We start from the raw sequence: 14,488 nt of genomic DNA, 5'->3' as shown, positions 1-14,488 counted from the left end.
TGTTGGTGATCTTCAGCGCGAGCGCCGTTGCGTTTCAGTAGTCGCTGGTCAGCTGTCAGCTCGGGAAGTCGGAGTGCTGGCCGAGGGCAGCGCGAGAGCACATTTCGTTGACTGCGAGCCTGGGCACGCCGCACAGGGCGGAACAGCATAATTCCCACGAGCCTCGACAAGAGCACCAACAACATCCACAAGTTGAGCCAGACCCAAACTCGTGTGCAGAGCCAGTCAGCCCATCGCCTTCACCATTGCTCCTCGCCGCTGACCTGGTCGACTGTCGGAGAGCTTGTCGTGTCTGCCTCCCCATGGCCGAATGATGGTCGCGGAACTTGACAGCAATGCGTCAATGTCAGTGCGTAGCAAATGATTTGGTGTACTCCTCTGGCCCGCAACCTCCCGCGTAGCCAGCTGCCCCCTTATAGTGATTGTGGAGCTTCTCGGATGGTGGTGGGGATGGATCCGGTCGCGATGGCAGCGGGTACCGCACTCGTAGGAGCGATGGCCACGGATGCCTGGGGGCAGGTCCGCGAAGCAGTGGTGGCGTTGTGGCGCCGCGCACGTCCCGAACGGGCTGAAACCGTCGGCATAGAACTTGAAGAACTCAGGCATCACGTACTGGATGCCCGCAGCGACGGCGATGAGGAGACGGAAGAAGCCCTCATTGGTGCCTGGCGTCTCCAGCTGCACCAGCTGCTCCGTCAGAACCCGGCACTAGCTGCGGAGTTGCGGCTACTACTGGATCACCACCTAACCCCCGCATTGAGCGAAGGCGAACAGGCCCGCGTGCAGTCCGTCGTGCAGAATGCCACCGTGTCCGGCGGCGTAAGCATTCAGGCGGGCCGAGACGTGCACACCCCTCCTCCTCCTCCATGACCAGTGCCGAAGAACCACGGCTCCCCAGGCCAAGGCAGCAGGCTCTAACAGGTGGCGGTGGGGAAACCAATCAGGCAGGCCGCGATGTCCACAGGACCACGCATGTCCATGAGGTGTCAGCGCCAGCACGGCCCTCCGTCATCCACGGCCTGCGCAGAGATACCCTCTACTTCACAGGCCGTGATGCAGAGCTGAGATATTTGCTGGAGGCAACGACCTCGGGGGAAGCGAGCATTTACACTGTCGACGGAATGCCGGGCGTCGGCAAGACAGCTCTCGTAACGCATGCGGCTCATCTGCTGGCGAGCCGGTTTCCCGACGGACAGTTCTTCGTCGACCTTCGTGCTCATGCACCGGGGCAGGCTGCGGCAGACCCGGTCGATGTGCTCGCCACTCTCCTCGCTGGTATGGGCATTGACCCCCGTAACCTGCCCACGTCCTTGGAGCAACGCAGCAGCCTGTGGCGTGATCGGCTAACTGGCCGCCGCGTCTTGCTGGTACTGGACGACGCTGCCGACAGTGACCAGATGGAGCCGCTGCTGCCCGGCGGAGCAGGCTGTCTGACGCTGGTGACCAGTCGGCGCCGACTAGTTGCCCTCGACGGCGGTGAGCCGCTATCACTGGCCACACTGCCCCGCGACGAGGCCATCACGCTATTCAATCGCCTCGTGCATCGCAGCCGTCACGGCTATGCCCCAGACACCGCTGAGTCCGCAGTGGTCAGCAACGTCGTGGAGCTCTGCGGCTGCCTGCCGCTGGCAATCGTGCTGCTCGCCGGGCGTCTCGCTCATCGCCCGACCTGGACTGCTGCCGATCTCGCGGCCGACTTCACCACCACTGCAGACCGGCTTGGCCATCTGGTCGCTGGCAAGCGCGCGGTTGATGCCGCCTTCACGCTCTCCTACCAGGACCTGCCTCCGACCAGGAGACGTCTGTTTCGGCGCCTTGGTCTGCATCCCGGCCCCGACATCGACTCCTGCGCAACTGCCGCCCTCGATGGCATCTCCGATGCCCAGGCACGCGAAGAGCTAGAAGCGCTGTACACGGATCATCTGCTCGAGGAGTCAGCGCCCCGCCGGTACAACCTCCACGATCTACTTCGAGAGTTCGCTGCCGGACTCTGCGTCTCCCAGGACCCTGCCGACAACCGCGATCTGGCGGTTACACGGCTGATGAAGTACTACCAGCGCACCGTCGAGTCGGCCGAAGAGGTCATCTCTGCACGCAGCTCGGGCACCCCTTTGCTACCCGATGCGAACAGTGCGCTGACCTGCTTACGCACCGAGCGAGCCAACGTTCTGGCGTGCCTCGATCACGCAGCCGCCCACGATCAGCCGGAACACGTCGTCGAACTGACTGCAGCCTTGGCACCCTTCCTGCTACGCGAAGGTCCCTGGCCGCAGGCCGCAGCCCTCCACGAACGGGCCGCTGAAGCGGCCCGCCAGATTGGGGACCCGCTTGGCGAGGCCAATGCTCTCGATGAACTCGGCTTCGTACGGTACGTGACGGGCGATTACGCGGCGGCAGCTGGATACCACGGCCGCGCGCTGGCCCTGTTCGAGGACCTCGGCAACCGCCACGGACAGGCCAAAGTGCTCAACAACCTGGGCCGCGTCCGCGGTACAGCCGACGACTACACGGCTGCGACCGGATTCCATGAACGGGCGCTGACCCTGTTCAAAGACCTCGGCGACCGCCACGGACAGGCCGACGCCCTTCACGGCCTGGGCCGTGTCCGGTATATGACGGCGGACTACGCGGCTTCGACGGACCTCAACAAGCATGCGCTTGCGCTCTTCGACGCGCTAGGTGATCACCGCGGGCAGAGCAGTGCACTCCTCAGTCTCGGGTTCGTTCAGTACATGACCGGTGACTATGCAGCGGCGACCGGATTCCATGAACGGGCACTGACCCTGTTCAAAGACCTCGGCGACCGCCACGGACAGGCGAGCGCTCAGCAGGACCTTGGCCGTGTCCGCTACGCGACCGGCGACTATGCGGCAGCCAGGGAGCTTCATGAGCGGGCACTAGCCCTGTTTGAGGAACTCGGAGATCGGCACGGCCAGGCAAACGGCCTGAACAACCTTGGCCGTGTCCGCTACGCGACCGGCAACTGTACGGCAGCCAGGGAGCTTCATGAGCGGGCACTAGCCCTGTTTGAGGAACTCGGAGATCGGCACGGCCAGGCAAACGGCCTGAACAACCTTGGCCGTGTCCGCTACGCGACCGGCGACTATGCGGCAGCCAGGGAGCTTCATGAGCGGGCACTAGCCCTGTTTGAGGAACTCGGAGATCGGCACGGGCGGTCCAACGCCCTCCACGGGCTTGGACGCACACGGTATGCATCGGGTGAGTACGCAAGTGCGGCCGAACTCTTCGAGCAGGCCCTCCACCTCTTTCGAAGGGTCGGAGATCCTCAAGGCGAGGCGGAAGTCTGGAACAGTCTGGGGGCCCTCCGCACCAGAGTCGTCAGCCCCCAGGAGGGGCTGGCCGCACACCGCAAAGCTCTGGAGCTTGCACGCCGAGCGCACAGCCCCCTCGACGAGGCATGCGCCTTGGAGGGCGCCGCGCGCAGCCTGGTCCTCACCGGTGATCTAGAGGCCGCCATGGTCGACTTGAGGCAGGCGGTGCGCATCTACGACTGCATCGGGGCCGCTACAGGCGGATCCGTCGACAGGGCGACCGATGCTTCACGCGCAGCCGGTGGGTGATATCCATCCCGACGCCTGCCAGCATCCCCGCCACTAGCGCAGATCGCCGCGACCTGATCGCTTGGGCGTGCAATGGCGAGGTACCGCTCACCAAAGACACGACCTCTGAGGTGTAGTGCAACCTCGCTGAGCGCGCCATTCACTCTCAGCTGGCCAAGTTACCGCTGTTGTTGTGGGTTACTTCGTAAGCGGTTCCGTCGGGGTGATGGTGAATCCAGGACAGCCCTCCAAGGTCGAGGAGCATCCGGGTGCGGGTGACTGCGACATAGGAGAGCCGGGCTTCGGCGTCCTCGACGGGGCCAGGGAGGGGGTGGCCGGTCTCATCGTGCTGGCCACTGTCTTTGGGCGGGTGAAAGTCGCCGGCGATTTTCACCCGGCCCCACTCTCGCCCCTTGGCCTTGTGTGCGGTGGAGACGGTCACCTCGGCTTGTTGTTCGCTGGTGAGCTGGCCGACGGCGTTGAGGATGGCATCGGCGCCATGGGTGTCGACCAGGTCGACGAGCGGCAGCAGGTCGCATCCTGCCGGGTCGTGCGTAGCGTAGTCCTGGAGGTCGCCCCAGCAGGTAAACAGAACCAGTTCAGGGTGGCCGGTGCGGCGGCCTTCTTTCAGTTCCCGGGCGGCCGAGGCCAGAGCGCGCAGGGTGTCTCCTCCTCCAACGAGGGCGACGCGGCGCCCCGTGCCCAGCAGCTTCATGACTTCGGCCATGGCCCCGACGTTGGTGCGGCACAGCACCGCGTCGGGGTCCTCGACGTCGCCGAGTTCGGTGGGGATGGTCTCGGTGCCCTCGAGGCGGATGGGTGCGTCGGCGATGGCCAGCCACCGGTTGGCCTCGCTGGCCAGGCGAGGGCCGAAGCGGAAGGACTTTGACAAGGTCAGGGGGGTGCCGTTGAAGCTGGTCATGACGTCTTTGGCGCCGCGCCAGTGGTAGATGGCCTGGGCGGAGTCGCCGACCATCACCAGTTGGGCGTGGCCTCGCTGGTTGGTGAAGATCTGTTCGACGACGGGGTTGGTGTCCTGGGCTTCATCGAGGAGGAGGAAGTCGGTGTCGATCTTGGGGTCGGACAGGGCCCAGATTTTGAGGTAGTGGTCGTGGTCGAAGCGGACGGCGCCGTCGTCGGGGTGCTGAAGGTCGGCCCAGGCCCTTCTCGCGAACGGTACGACGCAGGCGGCGAGTTGGGTGTGTAGGTCGGGGTCTTCCAGGCCGCGCAGGTGGGGGATGTGGTGGTGGGTGATGGTGGGGTCGGCGGAGTGGCAGAAGCGGGTCACGGTGCGCAGGGTGGCGTAGGAGAGGGCCTTGGGTGACAGATCGCGTTGGCCGATGCGGATGGGCTTGGTGATGCCCAGTGATTGGCCGGTTCTCCAGGCGGGCTGGCGGGGGCCGTTGAGGCGGCGGGTGTAGCGGTGGCCGATGGCGGCGAAGGCCATGGCATGGGCGGTCTTGCAGGTGACGGTGTTGGGGAAGCGTGTGGCTGCGTCTTGGGCGATGGCTTTGTTGAAGGCGAGGTAGCGGCCGCGGCGTTTGGTGCCGGAGGCGAGCAGGGCGAGGGTGGTGGTCTTGCCGGTGCCGGCGCCCGCTTGGAGGGCGAAGTGGTCGCCGGCGTGGAAGGCGTCGGCTGCGGCGGTCTGTTCGTCGGTGGGGTTCAGCACGGTGCACCTGTCGTGGGGTGGGTGAGGGCGCGGCCGACGGCGGCCAGGAGTTGCGGGGCGGTGGTGCGGGTGAGGAGGCGCTGCAGGGTGTGGTCGAGCTGGTCGGCGTCGCGTCGGGCCTGCTGGGGCCAGGGCGTGGTGGATGGCCTGTGCCACGAAGGTGTGTACAGGTTGGCCTTGTTGGGCGGCTGCGCGGCGCAGGAGGGTATTGGCCTCGATTGGGAGGTCGATGCTGAGTAGGACGTGCCCGTTGGCATCCGGGTAGTGCGCCGTCACGGCGTCCAGGGGCAGGCGGGCATCGAGGCGGTGGCAGAGTCGGCGCAGGGCCTGGTGGGGGGACTTGGCTGAGACGAGGGCCATCAGGCGGGTGGTGTCGTGGTTGGTGGCCAGCGGCAGGATGCGGCGGGCTCGGTCGAGTTCGGTACGGGTGCAGGGTCTGGTCAGGGTGATTTCCAGGGCGTGGTGCGGCACGGTCAGGCCTCCTGTGCCGCGGGGGCGGTGTCGGGTAGGCACGCGTGGATATGGGGGTGGTGGGTGAGCGGGTCGAAGCGTTGCCAGCCGGGCAGGGTGAGATCGGGGGCGCTCGCGGTGGCGGCGTGGGCGGGGCAGCGCTGGGCGCGCCAGCGCAGTTGTTCGGCGTAGGGCAGGTGGCTGAGGTCGTAGAGCGCCATAGGGGTGTCGGGCAGGGCGAGTTGGCCGGGGCGGATGGGGTGGGCGGGGGTCAGGATCCAGGTGCCGGTGGGGGCGGCGGGGTTCAGGATGGGGTGGGGGCAGCGGCGGCGTTGGCGGGTCTGGGCTACGCACTGGATGGAGGTGAGCGGGCGGTCGGCGAGGTAGCGGGTGTAGAGGATCTGTACGACGGGTCGCTCTGGGGTGCGGGTGAGGCGTGCGGGGGTCAGGTTGCAGGTGGGGGTGGTGGGTGGGGTGAAGGTGCCGGTGTCGATGAGGCGGCGTGTGTGGAGGGCCAGGTGGCGGCGGAGGGCTTCGATGTCGGGGCCGAGCGGGCGGTCGCTGGTGTGGCGGGGGCAGAGCACGGTGTGGGGGATTCGGCACCAGGCGGTGGCGTCGGCGTGTCGGTAGGCGATGCCTCCGCTCAGGTGCCAGCGGCAGGAGTCCGCGACGGCGTGGGTGGCGACTTCCTGTGGGTGCAGGGCGATGGGCCGGTGGTTGCTGCGCGGGTACCAGTCGATGCGGTTGCCGCAGTCGCGGCAGTGGCCGTTTTGGCCGGTGCGTAGCAGGCGGCTGGGGCTGGTGGGGGCGACGCGCAGTCGACGGCGGGGCGTGGTGGTGGCGGGGCTGCCGTCCCAGTGGCGGGCTCGGGTGTGGGGGTGCATGGCGGGCAACTTGCCAGGCGGCACTCCGTGGTGGGTGGTTCGCGGCCGCTCAGGTCAGGCGAACGGCCCAACCGTCTACTACAGGCGCGCGAATGATGGCGCGTGTGTGCGACGTCGGGTGACCGTCCGGGTGGTGTGTGCGCGCGGGGTCAGGGGCCTGCTGGCGGCGGGTCAGGCGTCTGGGGTGCCGGAGGGGGTGTGTCCGTCGCAGAGGGTGCCCAGCAGGTGGTCGATGGGGACGGCGAAGGCGTGGGCGTGCCAGGTGGTGATGCTGCCGGTGGTGCGGCCGTGTTCGAGGTCGATGAGGGTGCGGCGGGCGAGTCCGCTGCGGTCGGCGAGTTCGTCGAAGGTCCATCCGCGCTCGCCCCTCAGCCGCGCGAGTGAGACGCGCAGGGCGTTGAGGTTGGGGTCGGGCGGGAAGATCGTCACTCCACCATCCGAAGGTGCAGGACCCTGCCCCGTCAGTGCAGACCTCTGCACTATTTGCTAGGGAAGGGGTGACATCTGCGGCTGCATCACCATGCGGCCGGACACCAGCCCCACCTAGCGCCGGACAGCCCTCGGCGCACGCCCAGACAGGAGGAGATCGGGCCCGATGAGGCTCTCCATGCACGCCGCCCTGCCCCGGGTGTGGTCGGTGGAATTGCACCCGCAGGCGGGCGGGCCGGTGCTGGCCTGCCAACGCTGCGCACCGCGGGCGACCCCGCTTGAGGCGAGCTCGGCGCGCTCCGCCGCCCTGAGGCATCTGGCCCTCCACGCCCGCATGGACACGCTGGCCGGGCACCTGCGGACCTGCCAGTGCCGGCAGCGGGGCTGTCCCTGGCATGCCCGACACCGCGGCTGCGCAGGCCCGGTACGGCTGGCGCTGGCCCGCGAGCACGGCGGGCGCGGCTGGCGGCTGGCCGACGTCTGTGCCGCGTGTGCACACGCCATCCCGCACACCGCCATCGTGCCCGACCCCCTACCCGCGGCTACGCCGCCCGCCGCGTCGGCCCACCAGACGGCGCAGCCTGCCCGACGGCTGCCGGGGCCTACCGCCGTGACTCGCGTGCGGGAGATGCTGAGCTACCTCGCAGCCGCCCTGCCCGCCTGCACTGCGGCCGAGTCACGCCTGCTGGCGCTGCAGTGCGCGCTGCGCGCCGACACCCGCGGCCGGCTCCTGCTGGCGCGCGGGGTGCTGCGCAGCATGCGCATGGCCCACTCCTCCGCCCCTTGGCGGGAGTTGGAACAGGCACAGTGGCTACGGCGACCGGCCAACTCCCCGACGAAGGAGAACACCGGCAGCATGCGGGCCGTACTCCTCGATGCCGCCGTCCTCACCCAGGTACCCGGCCGCCACGGCCGCGCCCAGGCCGCGGACTGGGCACTGCGCACCCTCACCGGCCCCGCGGTGCGCGACCAGACGGCCACCGCCCGGCTGATCACCCTGCAGCTGGCCGTATACACCCTCCCCGACAGCCCGCACGGCCGCGCCGAGGCCGACCAGCTCGCCCGGGCCGCCGGCCTCTCCCACGCCGCGCTCACAACGATCCTGGACCAACTCGCCGCCACGGGGGCACTTCAGGGATGGGGCTTCGATCCCGTCACCGACGAGGTGGCCTGGGAACTGTCGGTACCGATCCCTTCCGTACCGGCCCCGCCCGAACCCGGCAGCCAGCTCGCACGCCGGACAGAGAGTCCGCCTTCTGTCGCGCTGCCGGCCTAGCTCCCAGCCGCGTACACCTTCACGTGTACACCGACGCCTGTGTCCCGTGGCCTTGGTGCGTACGTATCTCGATGGTCGGGGCCCGCCGCGTTGTCTCCTGGCCTGAAGCGCTGCGGCGGGTCCCCTTCACACACCGGCGCCCCCTGCGGGCAGAGGTTCGCCTTCGCCCTGTAGATGCCACCAGAGGGCCGTTTCGCGTCATAGCGCTCAACGTGCAAAAGGCCACACCTCCCGTCCGCCACACGGCAGGGGCAAATAGGCTGTGAGCAGGCAGAATTGAGGAAGCGTCACTGGCGGGTCCGTGTTGCCGTAACCAATGTCTCCTGGCCGATTCATGCGCGCGGCGGCGGTCCCCTTCACACACTTGGAGCGTCATGTCCTTGTTTCCGCATGCCCACACCCCCTTCATGGCACCCGGCTGGCCTACTGCCGTCTGGTCCACCACTCCCGGCCGCGGCCGGCGGCACCCGCTGCACCAAGAACAGGTGCTGCTCGGAGGCCCGGTGACGATCCTGGTGATCGTGCTGGCCGTCCTCGGCTGGCAGGCCCAGGAGATCGCCGTGCTGCTGGCGACCCTCACACCGCTCGCCGTGGGCTACCGCCCCAGCCGGATGGCCTCCTGAGATGGCCATCATGGCGGGGCTGTCCCCCCAGCGCCCGGCCCGGTGGGACGGACACCGGCCGCAGCTCCTTGCCGCACTGCGCGAGCACCTGGCGCTGCGCGGCTTCAGCGACGACATCGCCGAGCCCGCAGCCGACGCCGCCATCGACCGCGTCGAGGCCCGGGCCAAAGACATCGACAGTGTCGTCGCCTACGCCAAGGAGGTGGCATTCAACGAGGCCCGCCGCCGCTCCGCGCGGCGGCGGGAGATGCCGGTGGCCGAGATCGCCAGCATCGCCGCACTGCGCGGCGCGCAGGCGCCGCACAGCGGCTCAGACACCGTCGAACTCCTGGACCTGCTGGCCCGGCTGCCGCACCGCCAGGCCGCGGTCGCCCTCCAGCTGTCCTGGGGGATGAAGGTCTCCGACATCGCCCGAGAACGCGAGGTCAGCCCGTCCACCATCCGCCGGGACATCGCCGACCTGCGCATCGCGCTGCGCCCGCTGTGGGACCGGCGGCCCGAGCCGGCCAGCCCCGTCCCTATCGGACGGGCACAGACAGCTCGCCGCACTCCCGGGGGCCGCGCGGGAGAACTAGCCCACGCCGTACGCAGCCTGGGCACCCGGCAGGGGCAGGTGTTCGACCTGCACCTGCGCGGTCTGTCCCCTGAGGCGTCCGCCCGGGCCCTGGGCATCCCCGCCAGCAGCGTCCGCTCCAGCCTCACCTACGCCCGCAAAAACCTGCGCGAGCGACTCGGCTGGAGCGCCGAAACCCTGCAGGCCGCTGTCCGAGAGTGGGCCCACACCAGGCCCACGGCCGCCTAGCGGGCCTCGCCCTCGTCATCTGCCCGCGTTACGCGGCCGCCAGGTGCGCACCTCAAGGTGGGTGATGTGCGCCTCGGGGTGGATCCGTCCGCTGTCCACCAGCCACTGGTGGACAGCGGCGGTCACGTCGCCGCCTGTGGCGTCCACCCGGCGGGCGAAGTCGGCGGCGTCGAAGCCGCCGGTGGTGGCGGAGCCATAGGAACGTTCCTCGGTGTGGTCGGTGCGCTGGATGACGTCCCGGCGGATGCCGGGTGAGTCGGTGCGGCTGCCGGAGGGGTGTACGTAGCCGCTCTTGCCCAGGCGGACGGTGAAGGCCAGGCGCAGGTGCTGGCGGGCGGCTTCGGCGATCAGGGGGCGCAGGCGGGCGGAGCCGGAGGCGATGGCCTGGGCGCCGACGCGGCCGGTGCCGGTGCCGGTAGGGGTGATGAGGACGGCTTTGGCGCGGACGCGGGCGCGGGCGCCGGAGGCGGTGGTGCGGCGGGTGATGTGGCGGGCGGCGAGGGTGGTGAGGGCGGGCAGGTCGGTGATGCCGCCGGTCTCGACCGCGGTGAGGACTTCGCGCAGGGCGGCCACGAAGGCGGCTCCTTTGTTCTTTGTGTAGAACTGGGAGACCAGGGAGGCGTCGCGGTTGATGATGCGGGCGATGTCGCGTTTGGTGTAGCCGAGCGCTTGGAGTTGGTCGGCGAGCTGGGCGGCTTCGTTGCGTTGCGGCGCCGGGCGGCGGCGGGGCGGCATCAGGCGCCCGCCGGTGTCTGGGCGAGCGCGGCGCGTCCGGCGTCGCGCAGTTGCAGGAGGTCTTCTTCGCTGGTGGGTGCGGCGAGGGGGCCGATGAGGTGGCCCTTGTAGAGGTAGTCGCCAGGCTGGTGGTGGTAGGGCCAGTTGTGGGTGCTGGTGAGGTAGAGGGCGTCGGTGCGGAAAGCGATGACGCTGCCGGGCTCAGTGTGCAGGGCGCCGGCGTAGGTGTCCTGGTCGCGGTGGCGCTGGCTGAGCAGGGCGGCGCGGGCTCCGGACCAGATGGCGGCGGCCCATTCGGGGTGGGCGTTGGGGTCGCGGGCAAAGCCGGTGGGCTTCTGCCAGGTGATCAGGTCGTCGTCGAAGCCGATGATTTCGGCGTCCGGGGGCACGTCGCGTTCCAGGTGGCGGGGGGTGGTGCCGGTGACGGTGCGGGGGCGCTGGGCGAAGGAGCCGATGCCGTACAGCAGGATGGCGCGCACCGCGCGGGAGGCGAGGTGCGCGGCGCGGGCCTGTTGGGCGTCGCCTTGGAAGTGGGCCTGGGTGGTGAGGTTGGTCCAGGCGTCTTTGAGTTTCTTGGCCCAGTCGTCCAGGGGTTTGCCGTCGTCGAAGAGGATGCCGTCGAGGATTTCGATCTTCCACGGCCCGATGGGGTTGGCCAGGGCGGTGTGGATTTCGGGGCCGCCGGCCCAGGTGGTGAAGGTGGTGCCCGGTGCGGCCGGGTAGTGCCAGGCGCGTTCGCCGGGGGTGGCGGCGGGCAGGAGGCCGACGTGGTTCCAGGTGTCGGGGACGGTGACGCGGACGTGCCAGTGGCCGCAGCCGTACAGGGCCCGGGTCTGTTCCTTCTCGGACCAGCTCGCGAAGGTGGCGGCGGTGATGCGGCGGGGGGTGCCGACCGGGGACTTCCAGGTGTGTTTGGCGTAGGCGAAGGTGCGGTCGTACTCGACCAGCGCGGGGAGCTGTTCGGGGACGCGGGGCGGGGTGATGAGTTCGGTGCGGCCCTGCCCGGCGGTGGCGTGCAGCAGGCCGCGCAGTTCCTCGGACAGGACCGGGTAGCCCTCGGCGTGCTGGCCGCGGGCGGGGATGGTGCGGGTCCACAGGTCGCGGCCGGTCTGCGAGGGGGAGCCCATGATGACCGCGTCGGTCCAGTGGCGGCGCAGGGCCTGCCACAGCAGCACGAACGCGTCGCGGGCCACGGCCGGTTCGTCACCGTCGAGGTCGAACCACTCCCCCACCGAGCGGATCTCGACATGCTCCTCGCCGTTCTCGCGCTGGTAGCGGGCGACGGGGTTGCGGGGATGGACGAAGTGTCCGGCCATCCGGTCCCTGCCACGGCCGGTGTCGGTGCGCCAGCCCGGCGTGGGCGCGTTCAGCCAGGCCGCAACCGCGTCCCGCAGGTAGGGATAGCGGCCGGCGTCCCGGTGCCAGGAGTCACCGCCGGTGATGTAAATGCGCTCCACGCCGCCGGGGAGGGTACGGAAGACGGCGGTGAGGATCTCCGCAGCCGAGCCTGATCCCAGCTCAAGCCGGTGAGTCTGGTCGCGATGGACCAAGACGCCGGTGTCGGTGTCGAGGAAGACGGTGGAGCGGGCCTGCTGGGTGAAGTTCGGCCGTGTGGAGGCCAGGTTCGCAGTGTGCGTGAACCACCCGTCGCCCGCGGCACCTTCGGGGATGGAGGGCAGAGTGCGCGGCGTGCCCAGGACGGCGGGCGGCGGACCGGAAGAATCCTGCGGGGGCGCCTCGGCCGCTGACGGGCCAGCGGGCTTGCCTGGCGCGGTGGACATGGCGGGGGCTGGCGTTCCCGCAGCCGGGGCAGCAGACTGCGGCGCCGCGCCCGCGTCATCAGCGGTCTGGGCTGCAGTGGCCGGTGGGGCCGTCGCCGAGTCGGGCGCGTCGTCGCCGGTCGTGGCGAGGCTGTCGGGCGCGAGGGCCGGGGCCAGGGCAACGACCTCGGCCAGACTCAGTCCGGCCGCCGGCGCAATCCGCTCCGCCTTCGCCTTCTCATACCCGGCCAGCACCGCGATCTGCTTGTCCCGCGCAGCCTCAAGTCTGGCCAGTGCGGCCTGCGTCTTCTTGATCTCATCCCGCACGGTGCGCAGTTCGGCGAGAGCGGCGGTGTAGCTGTGTGCGTCCATCGTGTTCCTTGGCTCGGGTGGCGCTTCAGCCGTTGCGGCGGGTGGGAACGTAGGCGATTGCCCCACCGGAATGGGAGGGCAGGCGAGTGCCCAGCAGGTGGCCGGCCAGACGCCGCTCGGCGGTAGTGGTCCCGGTCAGTTCCTTAACCGGAGTGGCGAGATCGGTGACGTAGCCGGCCAGCCGCGCCTGGGGGAAGCAGTGGCGCCCGTGCTCGTTCTTCTCCCACCCTTCCAGGCCGGTGAGCACGGCGACGACGTAGCCCGACACGGTCACCGGCAGCACTCCCCCGGCCGCGATACTCGCCGCGTCACAACGCCACCAGCCCCGCAGCGCCTTCAGGAGATCGTCCGGTGCGAGCGATGTAGAAAAGCCGATCCACTGGCGGTCGCCCTCGGCGACCTGCCGGGCCGCATCGACACGCAGCACCGCGACCTCGGGGGCCTCCAGCCGGTCAAGCGAGGCAAGATGACGTTCGGTGAGGGCTTGGATGGTGGCGAGCGGGACCATGACTCGCACCCCACGCCGCGACAGGCCCGGCAACAACCCGGCACGGATCAGGCGACGAAAAGTGGTGACCGCACAACCCAGCTCCTCCGCAGCCTGCCCCGTCGTCAGCAGCACCTCTACCCTCCCCGTATATCCCAAATCCGATATCTGATTTGGGATATACATTACGTGCACGGCGGATGAGGGGCAAGGAGCACGGTCATGGAGGTTCAGTAGGTGTAGCGGGCGGCCTCGTCTGCTGCGGGCCCGATCGCGCCGATCTTGTTGAGGCGACTGATGACGGCCCCTTCATCGCGTCCGAACTCCTGTGAAAGTTCCGCGATAGCGGCGCCTTCGGCGGCCCGCCGGGCCAGCAGGCGATCGTCCTCGGGTTCCCACTTCTTGTAGGCGTTCGGGTGTGCTTGGCGTTTGTCCGTCACGGTGTAGGCCTTGGGTTGCTCGGGGATGGTATTCGCACGCCGATCGGGGACGAGGTCTTTCGGGAAGGGTTCCAGGCGGAGGTCCCACAGCTTCCACCGGATGGCCGCCTCGCTGCGTCCGAACTCCTCTGCGAGCGTCGCTTCGTCCTTTCCGTCTGCGTGGGCGGCACGCAGAAGGTCGAGCAGGTCCTCGGTCCAGGGTGCGCCACGTTGGGCAGGCTTGGCCGATGGGGCGGGTGCCGACGGGGCTGGGGGTGACGCTGGACAGGCGTCGGCAGCTGCTTTCAGGAGACGGGAGAGATGGGCCAGGTCTGTGGCGTCGGTCTCTCCTGTGAGGGCTCCGTAGATCTCGCCGGCGGTGGAGGTGATCATGATGTTCACCTCGACTCGCCCGCCATCGAGCTGTTCCGCGTCGAAGCTGTAGCGGCGGTTGGCGGCATAGATCTCCAGTTTGGCGACGGGCACCGTGGCAGGCGGTGGAGGGTCGGATGGGGGCGCATGGGCGGCTGTCTGATAGGGGGCTGACAGGAGTTCGTGGACGTGCCAGGACGCCAGAACCCAGTCTCCGTTGTCGAGTTGGTAGGTGGTGGCGCTGGGCTCGAGGTCGGTGGCGGCGTACAGCACGCGCAGCGTCTGGCCGGCGAACAGGCTGGTTGCGGGGCCAGCTTGGGGCGGGGCGGGGAGGGTCAGGTTGCCGTGCCTGGGCTGGGGTTCGTGGATGTCGGCGTCGGGGTCTCCGTGCCACGTGCCGCTGGCGTCCGTGAAGGCATAGAACAGGATCATGTCGGGGGCTTTCCAGTCGGTGGGGTCAGACGGAGCGAACGGCTCCTGGGGCTGGTGTGGGCCCAGATTGTTGTCAGGAGCAGGCGGCCGCCGGTACCGCGCTGAGGCCGCGCGGTTCGCCCTCGGCAGCGTCCTGATAACGGGCGATGAAGAGGTCAGGCCACCGGCGTGCCCGAGCAGGCAGGAGATGTCCTGCCTGCTCGGAGGGCCAGGCGGGT

General features: G+C 69.3%; 12 protein-coding genes. 5 read left to right on the top strand and 7 right to left on the bottom strand.

Annotated features, from left to right (window positions below; all coding sequences use genetic code 11):
• Nucleotides 1-495: 495 nt before the first annotated feature.
• Nucleotides 496-870, top strand: a complete 375-nt coding sequence (locus GCN81_RS18865) for a hypothetical protein (protein WP_231626833.1) — start codon at nucleotides 496-498, stop codon at nucleotides 868-870.
• Nucleotides 867-3,581, top strand: coding sequence for a tetratricopeptide repeat protein (locus GCN81_RS18860; protein ID WP_156725785.1), 2,715 nt, complete (start codon nucleotides 867-869; stop codon nucleotides 3,579-3,581). Before GCN81_RS18865 ends, GCN81_RS18860 begins: the two co-directional genes overlap by 4 nt.
• 145 nt (nucleotides 3,582-3,726) lie before the next feature.
• Here the strand turns inward: GCN81_RS18860 and GCN81_RS18855 are convergent, their stop codons facing one another.
• From GCN81_RS18855 to GCN81_RS18845, 3 genes are all read right to left on the bottom strand, one after another.
• Nucleotides 3,727-5,226 (bottom strand): UvrD-helicase domain-containing protein, encoded by a 1,500-nt coding sequence (locus tag GCN81_RS18855; protein ID WP_156724944.1) that lies wholly within the window; start codon nucleotides 5,224-5,226, stop codon nucleotides 3,727-3,729.
• Nucleotides 5,227-5,702: 476 nt separating this feature from the next.
• Nucleotides 5,703-6,563 carry a DUF6083 domain-containing protein gene (locus GCN81_RS18850; protein ID WP_156724748.1) on the bottom strand — a complete coding sequence of 287 codons (861 nt, stop codon included), beginning with the start codon at nucleotides 6,561-6,563 and terminating at the stop codon, nucleotides 5,703-5,705.
• A gap of 171 nt (nucleotides 6,564-6,734) precedes the next feature.
• The gene (locus GCN81_RS18845; protein ID WP_156724749.1) at nucleotides 6,735-6,992 is read right to left on the bottom strand and encodes a helix-turn-helix transcriptional regulator; all 258 of its coding nucleotides are present in this window, start codon (nucleotides 6,990-6,992) and stop codon (nucleotides 6,735-6,737) included.
• A gap of 166 nt (nucleotides 6,993-7,158) precedes the next feature.
• Between GCN81_RS18845 and GCN81_RS18840 the strand changes: the two genes are divergently transcribed.
• From GCN81_RS18840 to GCN81_RS18830, 3 genes are all read left to right on the top strand, one after another.
• Nucleotides 7,159-8,268: a hypothetical protein gene (locus GCN81_RS18840; RefSeq protein ID WP_197287612.1), complete on the top strand. Its 1,110-nt coding sequence runs from the start codon at nucleotides 7,159-7,161 to the stop codon at nucleotides 8,266-8,268.
• A gap of 374 nt (nucleotides 8,269-8,642) precedes the next feature.
• Nucleotides 8,643-8,891: a hypothetical protein gene (locus GCN81_RS18835; RefSeq protein ID WP_156724750.1), complete on the top strand. Its 249-nt coding sequence runs from the start codon at nucleotides 8,643-8,645 to the stop codon at nucleotides 8,889-8,891.
• A 1-nt stretch (nucleotide 8,892) separates the two neighbouring features.
• Nucleotides 8,893-9,693: a sigma-70 RNA polymerase sigma factor region 4 domain-containing protein gene (locus GCN81_RS18830; protein WP_156724751.1), complete on the top strand. Its 801-nt coding sequence runs from the start codon at nucleotides 8,893-8,895 to the stop codon at nucleotides 9,691-9,693.
• A 15-nt stretch (nucleotides 9,694-9,708) separates the two neighbouring features.
• On the opposite strand, the gene GCN81_RS18825 is transcribed toward GCN81_RS18830, so the two are convergent.
• The 4 genes from GCN81_RS18825 to GCN81_RS18810 all read right to left on the bottom strand — a co-directional run bounded on the left by GCN81_RS18825 (nucleotide 9,709) and on the right by GCN81_RS18810 (nucleotide 14,270).
• Nucleotides 9,709-10,428 (bottom strand): helix-turn-helix domain containing protein, encoded by a 720-nt coding sequence (locus tag GCN81_RS18825; RefSeq protein ID WP_156724752.1) that lies wholly within the window; start codon nucleotides 10,426-10,428, stop codon nucleotides 9,709-9,711.
• Nucleotides 10,428-12,560: a hypothetical protein gene (locus GCN81_RS18820; protein WP_156724753.1), complete on the bottom strand. Its 2,133-nt coding sequence runs from the start codon at nucleotides 12,558-12,560 to the stop codon at nucleotides 10,428-10,430. The genes GCN81_RS18825 and GCN81_RS18820 overlap by 1 nt, the downstream gene beginning before the upstream one ends.
• Nucleotides 12,561-12,585: 25 nt before the next feature.
• Nucleotides 12,586-13,182, bottom strand: coding sequence for a helix-turn-helix domain-containing protein (locus GCN81_RS18815; protein WP_156724754.1), 597 nt, complete (start codon nucleotides 13,180-13,182; stop codon nucleotides 12,586-12,588).
• Between the two features lie 95 nt (nucleotides 13,183-13,277).
• Nucleotides 13,278-14,270 (bottom strand): hypothetical protein, encoded by a 993-nt coding sequence (locus GCN81_RS18810; RefSeq protein WP_156724755.1) that lies wholly within the window; start codon nucleotides 14,268-14,270, stop codon nucleotides 13,278-13,280.
• Nucleotides 14,271-14,488 lie beyond the last annotated feature (218 nt).

The sequence above is a fragment of the Streptomyces apocyni genome (assembly GCF_009739465.1).
Classification (GTDB): domain Bacteria; phylum Actinomycetota; class Actinomycetes; order Streptomycetales; family Streptomycetaceae; genus Streptomyces; species Streptomyces apocyni.
Note: the sequence above shows the minus strand (reverse complement) of the source record. Positions and strands in the feature narration are given on the sequence as shown.

What these genes read in the sequence shown, in the direction of transcription:
- GCN81_RS18865 (WP_231626833.1), top strand. Translation starts at nt 496, where the DNA reads ATGGCCACGGATGCCTGGGGGCAGGTCCGCGAAGCAGTGGTGGCGTTG.
- GCN81_RS18860 (WP_156725785.1), top strand. Translation starts at nt 867, where the DNA reads ATGACCAGTGCCGAAGAACCACGGCTCCCCAGGCCAAGGCAGCAGGCT.
- GCN81_RS18850 (WP_156724748.1), bottom strand. Translation starts at nt 6,563, where the DNA reads ATGCACCCCCACACCCGAGCCCGCCACTGGGACGGCAGCCCCGCCACC.
- GCN81_RS18840 (WP_197287612.1), top strand. Translation starts at nt 7,159, where the DNA reads ATGAGGCTCTCCATGCACGCCGCCCTGCCCCGGGTGTGGTCGGTGGAA.
- GCN81_RS18835 (WP_156724750.1), top strand. Translation starts at nt 8,643, where the DNA reads ATGTCCTTGTTTCCGCATGCCCACACCCCCTTCATGGCACCCGGCTGG.
- GCN81_RS18830 (WP_156724751.1), top strand. Translation starts at nt 8,893, where the DNA reads ATGGCCATCATGGCGGGGCTGTCCCCCCAGCGCCCGGCCCGGTGGGAC.
- GCN81_RS18825 (WP_156724752.1), bottom strand. Translation starts at nt 10,428, where the DNA reads ATGCCGCCCCGCCGCCGCCCGGCGCCGCAACGCAACGAAGCCGCCCAG.
- GCN81_RS18820 (WP_156724753.1), bottom strand. Translation starts at nt 12,560, where the DNA reads ATGGACGCACACAGCTACACCGCCGCTCTCGCCGAACTGCGCACCGTG.
- GCN81_RS18810 (WP_156724755.1), bottom strand. Translation starts at nt 14,270, where the DNA reads ATGATCCTGTTCTATGCCTTCACGGACGCCAGCGGCACGTGGCACGGA.